This window comes from Archangium minus (assembly GCF_044360475.1).
Taxonomy (GTDB): domain Bacteria; phylum Myxococcota; class Myxococcia; order Myxococcales; family Myxococcaceae; genus Archangium; species Archangium minus.
This window is the reverse complement of record NZ_CP043494.1, coordinates 13,070,300-13,084,986: the sequence shown is the minus strand read 5'-3', so window position 1 is coordinate 13,084,986 and position 14,687 is coordinate 13,070,300. Positions and strand designations below refer to the sequence as shown.

The following is a 14,687-nucleotide window of genomic DNA, read 5'->3' as shown; positions in this document are numbered from 1 at the left end:
CGCGCCTCAGGCCGCCTTGGCGCCCGCCACGTACTCCCGCTCGTAGATGGCGCGCACCTTCTCCAGGACCTTCCGGCCCTGCTCCTCGAACCCGAGCTTCTTCGCCACGCCCTTCGTCACGTAGGCACCCGACGCTTCCCCGTGCTCGGCCACGGCCGCGTCGTACAGCCGCGAGGCTCCTTGGCTTGGATGCGCGAAGAACAGCTTCATCAAGGGCGTGATGTAGAAGGGAAGCCCTGAGTCCTTTCCCTTCCTGAGGGTGTTGTTGGGTCCCGGGTCCACGCTCCAGAGCTTGATTCCCTCGGCGGCGACCCCTGGAGCGACCTCCCGGGTCCACAGGGAAAGCGCCAGCTTGGTCGTCGCATACGGGCCGAAGAGCTTCTTGAAAGCCGTTGGCCTCTCGAGCGTGTCGGGATCGAATTGCTTCAGGGACGCGAAGGCGTTGGTGGAGGTGTTGATGACGCGCTTCAGCGTCCCCTTCCGCAGCAGCTCCCGCAGCTCCATGAGGAGGATGTAGGGCGCGACCGTCTGTACCTCGAAATGCAGCTCACGGCCCTGCTTGGAGAAGCGCAGGTCCGGGAAGCTGCCGCCCGCGTTGTTGAACAGCAGGTCAAGCTTCTCTTCCGCGGCTTTGAGCTGCCCCAGGGCGCGCCGCAGGCTGTCGAAATCAGTGAGGTCCGCCTTGTAGATGCGAAGCTGCTTCCTGCTCAGGCTCTCTTGAATCAAGGCATCCCCCTCGGGGAAGCCGGAGCGGATCAGCGCGGCGACCTGCCAGCCCTCGGAGAGCATCCGGCGGGTCAGCTCGAGCCCGATTCCCGAGCTCGCACCCGTGATGAGCGCGGTACGACCTTCTCCTCGTGTTCCCATGGCCATCTCCTCTGCCTCCTCTCCCAGGGGGCGGACTCCGGGCACACCGGTCCGGAAAGCGGATGACCCATCCGCTTGCGAACTGTATATAGACCGGTAAACGGATAAGCAATCCGTTCGGATGGCGCGTCCGAATGGTTAGGATGGATGCATGAAGAAACGAGAGGCGCCGCCGGAGGACGGCCCGCTGCGCGCGGATGCCGCACGCAACCGGGAGCGGGTGTTGGCCGTGGCTCGCGAGCTGCTGGCTCGTGGCGACTCGTCACTGCAGATGAACCAGATTGCTCGCGAGGCGGGCGTGGGCGTGGGGACGGTGTACCGTCACTTCCCCGCCCGGCAGGACTTGCTGGAGGCGCTGGTGAACGAGCACCTCGAGGCCCTGCTCGACAAGGCGCACGCGGCCGAGGCGTCCGAGGAGCCGTGGAGCAGCTTGCGGCGCTTCCTGCGTGCGGCGCTGGACCTGCAGCTGGCCGACATTGGCCTGGCGGAGATCCTCAACGCGCCCCGGGACGCGCACGCCCGGACGTCGCAGCTGAAGGCCGAGCTCTTCGCGACGTCCGGCCGGTTGCTGGCGCGGGCCCAGCGGGCCGGAGTCGTGCGGCCGGAGGTAGGCGCAGAGGACATCCAAAGGCTGATGTGCGGCATCGAGCACGCGGTACGCATCGGGGGGGGCGAGCGGCGGGTCGTCTCCGAGCGCTACCTGACCATCCTGCTGGACGGTTTGCGACCCACGTCGGGGTGACGGGTGGGGGCATGTCCCGCTCGGGGGCGCGTGCTACACCTCGGAGGAGTCCGGGAGATCCCTCATGGCGATGCATGTCCCTCGGGTCTGTGTCGTTCGGCATGCGTCGGACCTGGGGAGCTGGGAGATGGTGAATGGCGACCCGGACCCGCGGCTGGCTCCCTATGTGCGCGAGTATTGCGGCTTCGTGGAGAGCTCCCCGGGGCCCATGCGGCGGCGTGAGTTCCCCTCGGCGCAGGTGGTGCTGATCATCGACTTCGGTGTCGAACCTGGCACGGCACGGCAGGCGTTTGGCGGGCGAGTTCTTCCGGATGCTCACCTTCTGAAAGGGGCGGCCATGGGGTGGCTGGAGAACGTCATCTTCAAGAACCAGGAGCTTTCCAACGAGCGACTGGAACTGACGGACAAAAATTCCCTCTACTTCCTCAGCACGGGCTTGACGCTGCGCAACTGCACCGTCGTCCTGAAGGTTCCCGCCAGTCGTCTGATCATCAAGCAGGCCACGTTCATTGACTGCACCTTCGAGGTGAAGCAGGAGTTGAAGAACCACCAGCAGTGGATAAGTGCCTCCCTCAAGGGATGTCGGTTCAAGGGTCGCTTCTCGGGGTGCGACTTCGGCCACTGGCCCGAGTACGGCAGTGACCCCTGGTTTCAAGTTGGCTCCATTGAGGACTGCGACTTCACTGAGGCCCGGCTGGCAGGGTGTCGGTTTCACGGCTGCGACATCAACACCCTGCGCTTCCCCAAGTGGCCCTGCTTTACCTTCCTGGACCCCATTGGCCGAGCCCCCGAACTACGCCGTGTCAAATGGCCGGGGAGCTTTGGCGATATCGTCGTGGACAACCTGCATACCCACCCGGCGTCCACCAAGGCCTTGACCTATTACGCGCCCTCCGCTGCCGAGCGCTTCGAGACAACCCCCGAGGAGCTCCGGGCCGTCATCGAGAAGTTCGACTGCATCGTCTACTGACGGGGCGGACGGAGGTCGCGCAGCGTCTGGAGCTCGGCACCTACCGGCCCTCTCCGTCCCGGTAGCGCGCCGAAGCTCGGACAGCGCCCTGACTACTGGGCCGCCTTGGGGTCCATCCACATGACTTCCCAGTGGTGGCCGTCGATGTCGTAGAAGCTCCAGGCGTACATGAAGCCATGGTCCTGCGCGTCCATGGCGTGCTTGCCGCCCGCGGCGATGGCCTTCTTCACCAGCTCGTCCACCTCGGCCCGGCTGCTACACGACAGCGCGAACAGACCTTCCGTCTGCCGGCTCGTATCGCACAGCTCGCGCTTGGTGAACGTCTTGAAGAAGGGCTCCATCAGGAGCATCACGAAAGCCTGCTCGCTGATGACCATACAGGCCGCCTTGTCGTCCGTGAACTTGGGGTTGAACTCGAAGCCGAGCTTCGAGAAGAACTCCATCGACTTCTTCAGGTCACGCACGGCCAGGTTGACGAAGAGCATCCGGGACTGAGTGGCTGCCATGTTCTTCTCCTTGAGCGGGTTGCTGCTTCGAAAAGAGGTTCTGCACTATTGACGGCACGAGCGGCCTGAAATCATCGGTGGACCGGAAGGACGGCGCGGAGCCGCTCATCCCGCAACCAGAGCCCCAGCCAGAGCAGCGTCGCGATGTAGACGGGGAAGAGGGTGTGGCTGAAGAGCGGGTTGCCGACCCGGACGTGGGTGGCGACCGCGCCCCCGAGGTAGCCGGTCCACAGGACGGCTCCCAGCACCGAGAGCCGCGGAACGAGGTACACGGCCAGGCACGCCAACTGAACGAGCCCGAGGCCGAAGAGCACGCTCACGGGGTAGCCGAGCTCCGTCGTCCCCTGCTGCGCCTCGGGAATCTGGAGCAACTTTCCAGTGGCATCGAACAGCAGGAAGAGGACGGCGAGGCCGCTGAGGATGCGTCCCGTCCACAGCGCCTTGTTCGAGGGCTGGGCGCCCGTCTGCGTGCGGCTCGCCGGGGCGGAGTGCTGGGGTTCGGTGTGGGTCGTCGCGGTCATGGGTCCTCCGTGGAGTGCTTCGACGGTTGGACCGCCACGACCGACGAAAATCATCGGTTGGTCAAAAAAAAGACCGGCGGGCTCCCCACGCCCGCCTGGCCGCCACCCCGTTCAACCGAACAGGCTTCGCTCGGCATGGATGGCGGTGACGAGCCGGTCCAGCTCCGCGGACGTGTTGAACAAGGCCGGCGTCACGCGCACGACCGGCCCCGAGGCGAGTCCGCGTTTGGCGACGACGAGGATGCGGTGCTTCTGGATGAACTCGCGCTGGACGCGCTGCGCATCCTCCCAGCTCTTCTGGCCCGGCAGGCGGAAGGCGCCGATCGCCGCGTAGCGGCCTGGCTCCTCCGGCTGGACGATCTCCACCCCGCGGATTTCGCGCGCCCCTTCGACCCACCGGTTCCGGTGAGCGAGGAGTCGCTGAAGCTTCCGCTCTGGACCGAGCTCGCGATACTCCGCAATCGCATCGGGGAGGGTGAGGCGCGCGGCGAAATCGACGGTGCCGGTCGGCATGCGTGCCCGGATGTCGGTGTCCGGATGGATGTGATTACCCAGCCAGGGCGCGATGTCCTGCTGCCGGCCCTTGCGGATATAGATGCCGCCGGTGCCGAGCGGGGCCGCCACCCATTTGTGGAGGCTGAACCCCATGAAGTCGACGCCGAGCGCGTCAACATCGACGGGGAGCAGGCCGACTGACTGCGCGCTGTCGAGGATGACGTCGACGCCCCGCGCCTTCGCCATGGCCGCGATCTCCCGCACGGGTAGGACCAGCCCGTTGCGGTTGGAGATGTGCGTCAGCAGCAGGAGGCGCGCGCGCGGCGTGTCGCGCAGCGCCTTTTCATAGGCGGCGAGGATGTTGGCCGTGGTCGATGGCTCGGGAATGACGATGCGGGTAAGCGTCGCGCCCCGGCTGGCCTCCAGATAGGCCATGGCGTGCTGCATCTCGTCATAGTCGATATCGGCCATGATGATCGCATCGCCGGGCTTGAGCGGGCGGTAGTTGACGATCAGCCCGTACAGCGCCTCGGTGCCGCCGCCGCACAGCGCCACCTCGTCCGCATTGGCGCCGATCAGCCCGGCCACGGCCTCGACCGAGCGCTGGAGGCGCTCGTCGCGCGTCGGGCCCGGCAGTGCGCTCCGTAGGAAGAGCGCGTTGTTGCGGTTCACCCACTCGCTCTTCGCGCGATAGGCAGCCGTGGTGCGGCGCGTCATCGCGCCATAATAGGCCGCGTCGAAGTGGGCGATGCTCCGCTCGACATCATAGCGGCAGACGAAGGCGTCGGACCCGTCTACGCCCCGCGCGGCAGCCGCGCCGCCGCCGAAGCTCACGCCCAACGTCATGCCGCCGACCATCTCCAGAAATGTCCTTCGACTGTTCAACGCGCCTCCTCCCAACGTGACCTTGCGCCCACGGCCGTCATCTGTGCCGGAGGTGATACGGAATTGCAACTGCAACAAAGTAGATGAAGAATTGTGAGCGCGAGGCCTGAGCTGGTCCCAGCCGCCCCTCTCGGAGGCGCTCGCTCGCCGTCTCTGGTGGGGGCCACGCCGGACCGGCGGTGAGCGCGTTATCCATTTGGGAGAGATGGAGGTGATGGGGATGTCGAGTCCGCCTGGATACCTGCCCCTCGTGATGGGGGGAGTGCTCTTCCTGGGAGAGGCCCCCACGTGGCCCGGTTATAAGCAGCGGATACAGCCCTCTCAGGAGGACGCCGGGACGCTCCAGGTGAACAACCTACTGGGCTGGAGTGCCCTCGTCGCGGGGGCTGGGGCGGCCCTCCTGGCGCGCGGGCGACCCACCCTCTCCCTGCCGGCCTGGGTGACCTGGGCGGGTGTCCCCGTGACGCTGCTCGGGACAGCCCTCCGGGTGTGGGCCATGAGAACACTGGGGGAGCTCTTCACGCTCACCCTCCAGGTCCGGCCCGAGCAACCCGTCATCCAGCACGGGCCGTATCGCCTCGTGCGCCACCCGAGCTACGCGGGGGGGGAGTTGGCCCTGCTCGGGCTGGGCCTTTCGTGCGGCAACTGGCTCTCGCCCCTCCTCTTCGTCGTGCCCTGGCTCGCGGCCCACCTCCATCGCATGCCCATCGAAGAGGCGGCGCTGGAGAGAGTGCTGGGAGCGCCCTACCGGGAATACAGCTCACACACCTGGCGGCTGCTTCCCTTCCTCTATTAGAGCCCTGGAATTACCCAGAGCTCGTTGCCGTGCGTCCCATCGTTGGCGACGAAGAAAACGGACGAGCCCACCTTCGTGTAGCTGTGCGGGTACGAGGACTCGCCACCCGGTGAGATGTCCTGCAGCCGGCGTGTCCCCGTTGGCGTACCGTCACTGATCCACGGCCCCAGGCCCGCCGAATCCTCCTCGTAGGCGCTGAAGAGGATGCGATGATCCAGGGAGAAGAGCTCCGACTCGAACTCGTCCGAGAGGATCAGCGGCCGCCTCGGGCCGGCGGACCCCCCGTCCATCACCCAGAGCTGCACGTCGCGCGGGGCCGGGCCCGCGGTGCCGATGGCCATGGCGAAGAAGAGCTTGCCACCGGCGACCGTGAAGGTGGTGATGTAGGGCCCCGCGCTCGGGTCGGCGGCGGCTGGGTTGGGCAGGGTGGCGACGAGCTCGGCGGCCCTCGGGCTGGAGACTCGCACGTTCAGCCAGTACAAGCGCAGCAACCGGTCGGAGGAGTCAGCGGTGGTGAGGTACAGGTAGGGGCCCACCGCGGCGAGCAGCCGCAGGCCCTCATGGGACGTCCCGGCCCCGAGCACCTCGACGCGCACCGTGCCCGCGGACGTACCATCCGTCCTCCACACGCCAGGACCGTGCACCGCATCATTGGCCGTGAAGAAGACCCGCCCGGCCACGGCGCGCAGATGGGACGGGAACGAGCCCTCGGGGCCCGGGTGGATGTCCCTCACCAGGAAGGTGCCAGCCTCGGTGCCGTCGCTCCTCCACAGCTCGGCGCCACTGGCCGGGTTGTCCACGACGAACAGGAGCGTGTCGCCCAAGGTGGCCTGCGCCTGGAACGCGGAGCTGCCCGGTCCCAGGTCCCGCACCCTCACCGTGCCCGCCGGGGTGCCATGGCTCTTCCACAGCTCCGTGCGCGCGGGAGCCGTGGCCGTCTCGGGGACGGAGCGGAAGAAGTAGACACCGCGCCGCACCACCGTGAGGCCGGACAGGAACGAGTCCTCGCTTCCAGGGGTGATGTCCTTGAGCAGCGCTGTACCCGCCGTTGTCCCATCGCTCGACCACAGCTCGAAGCCGTGGGCCTCGTCCCGCACGAAGAAGAAGAGCCGGGAGCCCGCCACCGTCAGCTCCCTCAGAGAGGAGAAGAGGGTGAACGTCGGGGAGGCGGGGAACTCCTTCACCGGGACGGTGCCCGCCGCGGTGCCGTCGCTCTTCCACAGCGCCTTGCGCCCATCGTCGAGGTTGACGGCGAAGTAGAGCCGACCGCGAAAAGCCACCAGGCCCTCCGGGCCGGAGGCGAGCCGGGGCGGCATGTCGCTCGGGGGAAAGATGTCCTTCACGAGTCGGGCCTGGCCAGGCTCCATGCGGCGAGCCTTGGCGGACGGCCTGGCTTCCTGTTTCATGGGCTTCTCCAAAAAGGGAGGGTGGAAGTGATTTCGACCCCCCCTGGATGGAGGAGGAAACGCAGCCGTGTGACACCGGCGCCTCCGCCATGAACCCGTGTGTGATTGAGCGGCGGGCCCCCCCGTGCCCGCCAGTCCGCCACTTAATTCGGCGGGCAGAAGACGATGTCGAAGTCCTCGGCGTTGCAGGCCGCCATCACCGAGTCATCGCCGGACCACGAGTAGGACTGGTTGCAGGCCGCGTCGAAGTACCGGGCCACGACGCTGTTGGGGTTGTCGCGGTCGCGGCTCACGCAGGAGATGACCTTGCCGGCGGCGTTGCGGAACTGGCCCTCGGCGGGGCAGCCCGGGAGCAGGTCCATCGGGCAGCTCCGGATTTGTCCCGAGCAGGTCGTCCCCCCACCCAGCTCATAGGGGACAATCTTCAGGGGGAGGTTGTGGGCATCCACGTGGCTGAGGTTGAACCAGTCCCAGCTCGTATAGGAGTAGAACACCTCGTTGAAGCCGAACTCCGCCAGGGAGTGCTTCTCGAAGCCTGGGTCCTCGCCCTTGCGGAAGCCCCAGTAGCGCTTGGTCGGCATGTACGCCGTGACGGAGCCGATGGTGCGGCACGCTTCCTGGCCCGAGCCCAGGGTGCCTCCGGTGATGTTGTTACCGGCGAACTCGACCTCGAAGGAGCACCTGTTGATGAAGCGCAGGGTGGTCTGCCCATCGGCGACGGCGCACCCGCGGCCGCCCGGGTTGTCCGTGCCGCCGCCGCTCACCTTGTCGAGCGTGTAGAGCTGGTTGGTGGTGCCGGTGTACGGGTACTGGACGTACTCCGTGCCGTTGTCCGCCGAGCCCCAGTACAGGTCGATGACCATGTCCGTGTGGCGCGCGTGGATGCTGAACTGGTTGTTGCCCCGGGCCACGAACTTGAACTGCTGGTTGTTCCCGCCCACGTACGACCACTGGTGCACCTTGGCGTTCTGCGCGGTGCTGTTCTCGGAGATATCGAGCGCCTTGTTGCTGTTGACGTTGATGATCTTCCAGTACCCGTCCGACGTTGGGGAGATGTGGAACTTCTGCGCGTTGGTGCCGTTGCAGTCATACTGCTGCACCTTGGCTCCGTCCGCCGTGCTGCCCGAGGCGATGTCGATGCACTTGTTGGTCGCGACGGAGCGGATGACGTAGTCACCCTCCGAGATGCTCGACACGATGGCCTCGCGCTGGAGTTGCCCGCGCTCCTCGGCGCTCTCCAGCTCGATGACACCACATCCAGTCAGTCCACCCAGAACACCCAACAACGACAGACAGCGGTACACACTCCTGTGTGTCATGATGCTCTCCTTGCGATTGGCTGAGAGGTGGTGGGGGCCACCCCTCTCTTCGCCGGAGCGATCGATATGCCAGGCACCGCTTCTTCTGGAATAGCTTGGTTTCAGGAGATGGGCGGTTGGACGGTCTAAATGCTAAGGTGATAACAGTCACTACCCTGTGACAACAGTCATTCCCCTTGAGGCGCGTTCACCCGCTCCGGGCGCGTCGGTCATGGGTTCTGACGGGCCTTGGCGGTCCCAGCGAGCTTCAGGATGTTGAACTCGACGCGGCGGTTGTTCTCCCGGCCCTCGGCCGTCGTGTTGGTGTCCACGGGCCGTGTCTCGCCGTAGCCCACCGACTCCAGCCGCTTCGCGGCGATGCCCTGGTGGATGAGGAAGGCGCGCACGTTGTCCGCCCTGCGCTGCGACAGCGCCATGTTGGTGGCTGCGTCGCCTTGGTCATCCGTGTGGCCCTCCACGCGCAGCAGCTCGATGTCCGGGTGGGCCTTCAGCACCGTCGCCACCTGCTTCAGCGTGTCGAAGGACTCGGGCAGGAGGAAGTCCTTCGCCGTGTCGAAGTAGACCTCGTCCACGAGGATGCTCGTGCCATCCAGGCGCACCTTGCTTCCGGCCTCGTCGCGGGAGTCGTTCTCGACCTTCGCCACGAGGAGGTCCGCGGGCCGCGGGGAGGGAGCGAGGGGCGCCACGGGCGCGGGCGTCACGGCGAGGGGCGCGGGGGGAGGCCGCGGCCGGGACACCGGAGCGCGCTTGCCGGGCCAGGTCCAGTCGAAGCCCGCGAAGAGGCGGAAGCCGGGAGTGCCGTAACCGCGCGTGAGGCCGGGGCCTCCGCCCACGTGTGCCAGCAGTCCGTCACGCACGCGGTACTGCACCGAGGCGAGCACCTCCAGCGGCGCGTCCGCGGAACCGCGCGTCAGCCCGAGCGCGCCGGCGACCTGGGCCTGCACGGCGAGCCGCTCGCCCACGGGCACCCGGGCTCCGATGGACAGGGTCAGCTCGGTGCCGGTGCGCAGGTTGAAGAGCTGTCGCTCGTCGCGCACCTGGGCGCCCAGGTTGGCCACTACGCGCAGGCCGCTCGCGGGGGCCCACTCGCCCATCACCTGGGGACGCACGGCCACGCCCGCGCCGCCACGGAACCCCTGGCCGCCGGCGGTGGGCAGTAGCACGGGGACGGCGAGGCCCAGGTGCAGCGCGCCCCGCGAGTACAGGTGCGCCTTGGGCACCAGCCGCAGGTCCCCCACGCCCGCGCCGCTCACGCCCTCCGCGAAGGCCGGAGTGATGGCGGCACCTCGCTCTGAGGCCTGGTAGGTGACGGGCAGCGCCACGCCCAGCTCGAAGCGGTTCCACAACGACAGCGAGCCCATCAGGTCCACCGTCACCTGGTGGGCCACCACCTGGTAGACGAAGTCATCCTGCTGCACGTCGAGGAAGCCCAGCGGGTTGCTCGCGTAGTCGAGCGAGGCGCCCAGGTGCCAGCCGAGGTGTCCATCCACCCGCGCACCGTGCACGCCAAGGATGTCCGTGGCGCCGGGGCCGGGCTTGTAGCGCTGCACGTCGATGGCCTGCGTCAGCGAGGGCTGGGCCTGGGCCAAGGGAGCGGACAGCACGCCCAGGGCCGCCAGCGCGGAGGAGGACGCTCGGCGGGTGGAGGAGCCCATGCGCCGAGAGCGGAGCAGCGGCACGGTGAGCAACAGCGCCGCCAGCCACATCAGGGGCGCGTCATCCGAGGTGCTGCAGCCGCGGCCAGCGAGGTTGTACTCGGGCTCCCGATGGTCCGAGCCGGCGTCCGGCTCCGAGCCGCCGTCCGGCTCCGAGCCGCCATCCGGCTCCGAGCCGCCGTCCGGCTCCGTGTCGCCGTCCGGCTCCGTGCCGCCATCTGGGTCCGTGCCGCCGTTCGGCCCCGAGCCGCCATCCGGCTCCGTGCCGCCGACGGGCGTCGTGGTGGGGCCAGGGGGCTGTCCGATGGAAGGACGCGAGCGCTCGACCCGCTGATTCGGGTCCAGCTTGCTGCCCGCCCTGACGAAGGCCTGGTTCTCGATGATGCCAGTGGCTCCTTCGACGACGATGGCCTCGAACGTGAAAGTGGCCGACTCACCGATGGCCATTTCCCCGCCCTGGGCCGGCGTGGCGCCCTTCCCCAGGTAGACGGTGAGGGTGCGCGTGTCGTTGTCAAACCAGGCCACGTCATCCCCCTGCCGGTCGGTCACGCTCCGGTCGTTCAACGTCATGGTGCCGGAGACGTACTGGAGCTGGGCGGGCAGCGGGTCCGTGAGCTGCGTGGTCCGGGAGACGTCGCCGCCCTTGTTGGTGGTCGTGAGGGTGTAGCGGAGTCGATCGCCCGGCCACGCCATGCCAGAGGCGCGCGAGAGGTTCTCCACCGACTTGTACGTCTCCTGGAAGTCCGAGCGCTGGGGGACCTGGGCCTGGGCGGAGCCCGTCCTCAACAGCAGGAACAGCGAGAGCAGCAGGGTCATCGCCCAAGACACCAGCGAGAACCACTGCCGCGAGGTGGAGGAGGGATGTGTGCTCATGAGTCGCTCGCGGGAAGGTGGTGAGTCAGGGCTCCGAACTTCCGTCTCCCTGACTTGCACCAAGGTGCCAGCGACGCCTCTTCGGAACTGTGCGCGGACTCACGGCCGGGATGTGAAGGCCATCACGCGCTCGGTCGATTCATGCCGGCGCATCAAAAATCAGGACCGCAGGCCACGGCCGGCAAGGTGCACGGGTGATATGCGGTTTCTACATCCCGCCAGTGCCCACCGAGGGCCTGGCGCAGCCCGTCCTCATCGAGCTCGGCCAGGGCTTCGCCGGAGGGGTTCTCGGGGAGCTCCGCGCGTTCCTCGAGGGTGAGGCTCGCGCGGAACGCTGCATCCTTCCAGGCTCTGATGATCCGTTCCTTCTTCATGACAACCTCCTGGGTGAAGGCCAGCCCCGAAGAAGAGCGCTGGCTCCTGGAGGGAGTCCGTGCGCGTCGGCTGTGACGAAGCGGTATCCGCCGCTGCCTCGTCCATCACGCTCTGGGCGTGAGCGGGCTTTGGGGCAGGCGCAGCGGGGCGTTGCTCCCCAGGGCGATGAAGGGGGCCCAGTGGTGGGGATGAGGATGGGACTGGCGCATGGAGCGCATGGCCTGGCGCAGCGCCATCGCGCGGCCCATGCCGGCCAGCAGGTGGCGGTAGTAGGCCTCCATGAGCAGGTGGGTGGAGTGGTCGTTGACCTTCCACAGGCTCATGACGACGGTCTCCGCGCCGGCGATGACGAGGGCGCGGCGCAGGCCATAGACACCCTGGCCTGGTTTGACGTCGCCGCGGCCCGTCTCACAGGCGGACAGGACGACGAGCTGGGTGCCCCACAGGTCGAGGCCCTCGAGCTCCAGGGCCGTCACCGCGGCGGTGCCGGAGTGGGGCAGGGCGGCATCGGGCGCGCCGGAGGGTGCGCCGGAGAGGACGAGGCCGGAGCGCAGCAGGGGATTCAGTGGAGGCGGCACGTGGCCACTGCCTCCGCTGGTTCCCACGTGGCCGAGGGCACGAGAGCCGGTGGGCGCGGCGGTGTTATCCAGGAAGAAGCCGTGGGTGGCGATGTGGAGAACCGCGGGCGCGCGCAGGCCGAGCAGGCGCTGCTTGGTGGCCTCCGTGCCGAGGAAGAGCCTGGCCTGGGGCAGCAGCCGCTGGATGGCCTGGGCCTCCTGGCGAGTGCCGGGCAGCTGCCGCCAGGCCCGATGGGCTGGGCCCGCCGGGAGGGTGGAGAACAACCGCTCCGGGGAGGAGTCATGTTGGGTGTCCGGCGGCGTGCCGAAGGTGGGATCCGCGAAGACGACGACGGAGCCTGGGGAGGCGGTGTCCCGGGGGCGAGACAACAAGTCCTTGCCAGAGGTGACGAGGGAGAAGTCGAAGACGTCGAGGAGGAAGGAGGTGCCGTCGTGGAGCACGTAGAAGGGAACCAGCGCCAGCTGGCCATCCGGCGCGAGGGTCACGCGGCGGGTGGTGCCCAGGACGGGCCGCAGAGGTTTGAAGGCGAGGGTGTAGAGCGCCTGGGCGGCGGGAAGGTAGGCGGCGTCGCGTTCGGCGAGCGCATCGCGCAGGTCGGAGACGGCGGAGTCGATGGGGGCGGCGGGGCCGAGGTCCAGGACGCGGATGCGTGCATCCGGGAAGAGCACCAGGGCCAGGTAGCGCTGCTGGGAGGGGAGCTGCGCTCTGGGTGTGCCGGGCTCGGAAACGAGAGGCCGGTCCGTGTAGGCGACGAACTCGACGAGCGCGCCGTCCTTGGGGAGCACGGCGGCGACGCGGTCGACGATTTCCGCGGGAGGGGGAAGCGTGGACAGGGCGCGCAGGGGCGCCGAGCGCCTGGCGAGCTCGGCTTCGAGTGCATCGCCCTGCTCCGCGAGCTCCGCGAGACGCTTCTGGTAATCGGCGGGAGCGAGCGAGCCGGGGCCCTGCAAGGAGAGGGCGGTGAGCTCGGTGCGCAGGGCGCGCAGGCGCTCGAAGGTGTCGCGGTCCCGGGGACCGAGGTCGCGCAGGAGGGTGCGCCAGGTGTTGGCGTTCTCCTCGATGGAGCGGCCCTTGCGCAGAAGCACGGAGGAGAGGGCCAGGCGCCGGACCTCGGGGTTGCCCGGGTAGGCGCGCAGCAGGGCATAGAGGTACTCCTCCTCGGCGCGGAGGTGCTGGAGGGTGGCGGCCAGACGCGCCTCGGAGGCATCGAGGACCTCCTGGCGCAGGCTCAGCTCGGAGAGGGAGAAGGCGCGTGTCAGCAGTGACAGCGCGCCGGCGAGGCGGTGTTGGGCGAGACGCTTGCCTACCTCTTGCATCAGCCGTGTGTCCGTGGGCTCCCTGCTGGCATTCTCTCCAGCCGCGCAGCACAGGATGACCAGCGTCATCCACCCAAACACTCGCCACATGGCCTCCCCCTCGAGTTGAGTTGTGATTGAGACTACGGGTCCTCCGCCCTGGGGGCGGCGCTCTTCTGGTGGTCGTACGACTGGTTGCGCAGCAGCGCCTTCCCCTCGCTCATGTCCGCGCGCTGCACGGTGCAGCGGTCCCCCTGTCCCAGCTCCACTGACGCATCAACGCGGAAGCGCCCCGGGCATTCCTCGAGGAGCTTCTCCAGCGCCTGCCCATTCCGCGTGCGCGACAGGCAGGTGGCTCCATCAGGCGCCCAGGCCGCCTCGAAGGAGGCGCGCGCGGGCTCCCAGCCCGGCGAGGCCTCCGTCGTCCGTGAGAGCACGCCCAGCTCGTCGTAGATGTCGATGACGGTGCCCTCGCGGGTGTGGCTCTTGCCATTGCCGCAGTAGTCGGCGCGGGCCATGCGGGTGCAGGCCTGATGCAGCTCCGCCAGGGAGAGCCCGTTCCTGCGAGCCCAGGGCTTGTAACCCCAGCTGATGCACTTGGAGATGACGCCGGTCTCGCACGCCAGGGTGAGTTTGCCCGGCACGTCGTGGTGCGCCCCGCTGGCATCCCAGACGCCGCTCACTGGTAGCGCTCGTGGATCAGACACGGTGGCGCTGGCCGCGCACGGGTTCTCCCACTCCTGGGCCACGGGGTTCCAGGCCTCGATGCGGTACCAGACCATGTCGGGATCCGTGGGGGAGGGCTCGGCTCCGCACAGGGCGACCTCTACGGACTTGCCCTGACTGGAGGTGCCCTGGAGCACGGTGCCCACCAGGCTGGTGGCGGCCTGGGGGAAGGCCACCAGGCGTCCCTTCTCCAATCGCAGACTCCGCACCTGCGCATCATGGGTGCGCAGCGGCGCGTTCAAGTCGACCGAGACGAGCACGCTGCGTCGCTCGTCGCCCTGGTGCTTGGCTCTCCACGCCTGCCGGGTGCCCCACAGGAGCGTGCCCTGAGGCTTCTCGCCGCGGTCAGGCGCGTGGCTCTGGCAGCGGCGCGCGTACCGCTCGGCCTCGGACTCCGGGGCCGTTACGCTCCCCGGCCTCACCGGGCGCTGGGTCCTCGAGGCGTTGGGGCTCGCGGAGAACGCGGGCGCGGTGAACAGCAGACACACCGAGGCAATCAGGGACTTGTTCCAGGTCTTCATGGACACACCTCTCCGTGGGTTGGGTGGGACGACATGCCCGGCGCATCCCTCCTCGGTTCGTTGGACCGTGAATGGCTGCACCGTGGATAAAGAATTACCAACGGGCTTCAGCTGAGGATGTGCGCGCGCTCACACGCTTCGTGTGACAGGGGTCAC

Annotated in this window: 13 protein-coding genes; 3 read left to right on the top strand and 10 right to left on the bottom strand. The window is 68.1% G+C overall.

The genetic code is table 11. The annotated features are described in order from the left end of the window. Positions 1–6 precede the first annotated feature (6 nt). Entirely contained in the window at positions 7–867 is an 861-nt protein-coding gene (locus F0U60_RS54095) for an SDR family NAD(P)-dependent oxidoreductase (RefSeq protein ID WP_395812360.1), read from the bottom strand. 151 nt (positions 868–1,018) lie between these two features. Between F0U60_RS54095 and F0U60_RS54090 the strand changes: the two genes are divergently transcribed. Then, the gene (locus F0U60_RS54090) at positions 1,019–1,609 is read left to right on the top strand and encodes a TetR/AcrR family transcriptional regulator (RefSeq protein ID WP_395812359.1); all 591 of its coding nucleotides are present in this window, start codon (positions 1,019–1,021) and stop codon (positions 1,607–1,609) included. A 337-nt stretch (positions 1,610–1,946) separates the two neighbouring features. Further along, entirely contained in the window at positions 1,947–2,579 is a 633-nt protein-coding gene (locus F0U60_RS54085) for a pentapeptide repeat-containing protein (RefSeq protein ID WP_395825886.1), read from the top strand. A gap of 92 nt (positions 2,580–2,671) precedes the next feature. Here the strand turns inward: F0U60_RS54085 and F0U60_RS54080 are convergent, their stop codons facing one another. The 3 genes from F0U60_RS54080 to F0U60_RS54070 all read right to left on the bottom strand — a co-directional run bounded on the left by F0U60_RS54080 (position 2,672) and on the right by F0U60_RS54070 (position 4,986). After that, positions 2,672–3,085, bottom strand: a complete 414-nt coding sequence (locus F0U60_RS54080) for a VOC family protein (protein ID WP_395812358.1) — start codon at positions 3,083–3,085, stop codon at positions 2,672–2,674. Positions 3,086–3,156: 71 nt separating this feature from the next. Then, a complete protein-coding gene (locus tag F0U60_RS54075; RefSeq protein ID WP_395812357.1) occupies positions 3,157–3,606 on the bottom strand; it encodes a DoxX family protein in 450 nt (149 codons plus the stop codon). A gap of 111 nt (positions 3,607–3,717) precedes the next feature. Further along, complete coding sequence (locus F0U60_RS54070) at positions 3,718–4,986, bottom strand: aminotransferase class V-fold PLP-dependent enzyme (RefSeq protein WP_395812356.1); 1,269 nt, start codon at positions 4,984–4,986, stop codon at positions 3,718–3,720. Between the two features lie 220 nt (positions 4,987–5,206). Between F0U60_RS54070 and F0U60_RS54065 the strand changes: the two genes are divergently transcribed. Further along, the gene (locus F0U60_RS54065) at positions 5,207–5,782 is read left to right on the top strand and encodes a methyltransferase family protein (protein ID WP_395812355.1); all 576 of its coding nucleotides are present in this window, start codon (positions 5,207–5,209) and stop codon (positions 5,780–5,782) included. Here the strand turns inward: F0U60_RS54065 and F0U60_RS54060 are convergent. From F0U60_RS54060 to F0U60_RS54035, 6 genes are all read right to left on the bottom strand, one after another. After that, on the bottom strand, positions 5,779–7,188 hold the full coding sequence (locus tag F0U60_RS54060) for an ELWxxDGT repeat protein (RefSeq protein ID WP_395812354.1): 1,410 nt from the start codon (positions 7,186–7,188) through the stop codon (positions 5,779–5,781). The genes F0U60_RS54065 and F0U60_RS54060 overlap by 4 nt on opposite strands. Before the next feature lie 143 nt (positions 7,189–7,331). After that, on the bottom strand, positions 7,332–8,507 hold the full coding sequence (locus tag F0U60_RS54055) for an RICIN domain-containing protein (protein ID WP_395812353.1): 1,176 nt from the start codon (positions 8,505–8,507) through the stop codon (positions 7,332–7,334). Between the two features lie 209 nt (positions 8,508–8,716). Next, on the bottom strand, positions 8,717–11,035 hold the full coding sequence (locus tag F0U60_RS54050) for an OmpA family protein (RefSeq protein WP_395812352.1): 2,319 nt from the start codon (positions 11,033–11,035) through the stop codon (positions 8,717–8,719). Between the two features lie 152 nt (positions 11,036–11,187). Then, entirely contained in the window at positions 11,188–11,409 is a 222-nt protein-coding gene (locus F0U60_RS54045; protein WP_395812351.1) for a mersacidin/lichenicidin family type 2 lantibiotic, read from the bottom strand. Between the two features lie 105 nt (positions 11,410–11,514). Beyond that, complete coding sequence (locus tag F0U60_RS54040; RefSeq protein ID WP_395812350.1) at positions 11,515–13,395, bottom strand: CHAT domain-containing protein; 1,881 nt, start codon at positions 13,393–13,395, stop codon at positions 11,515–11,517. A 32-nt stretch (positions 13,396–13,427) separates the two neighbouring features. After that, the gene (locus F0U60_RS54035) at positions 13,428–14,531 is read right to left on the bottom strand and encodes an ADYC domain-containing protein (protein ID WP_395812349.1); all 1,104 of its coding nucleotides are present in this window, start codon (positions 14,529–14,531) and stop codon (positions 13,428–13,430) included. Positions 14,532–14,687 lie beyond the last annotated feature (156 nt).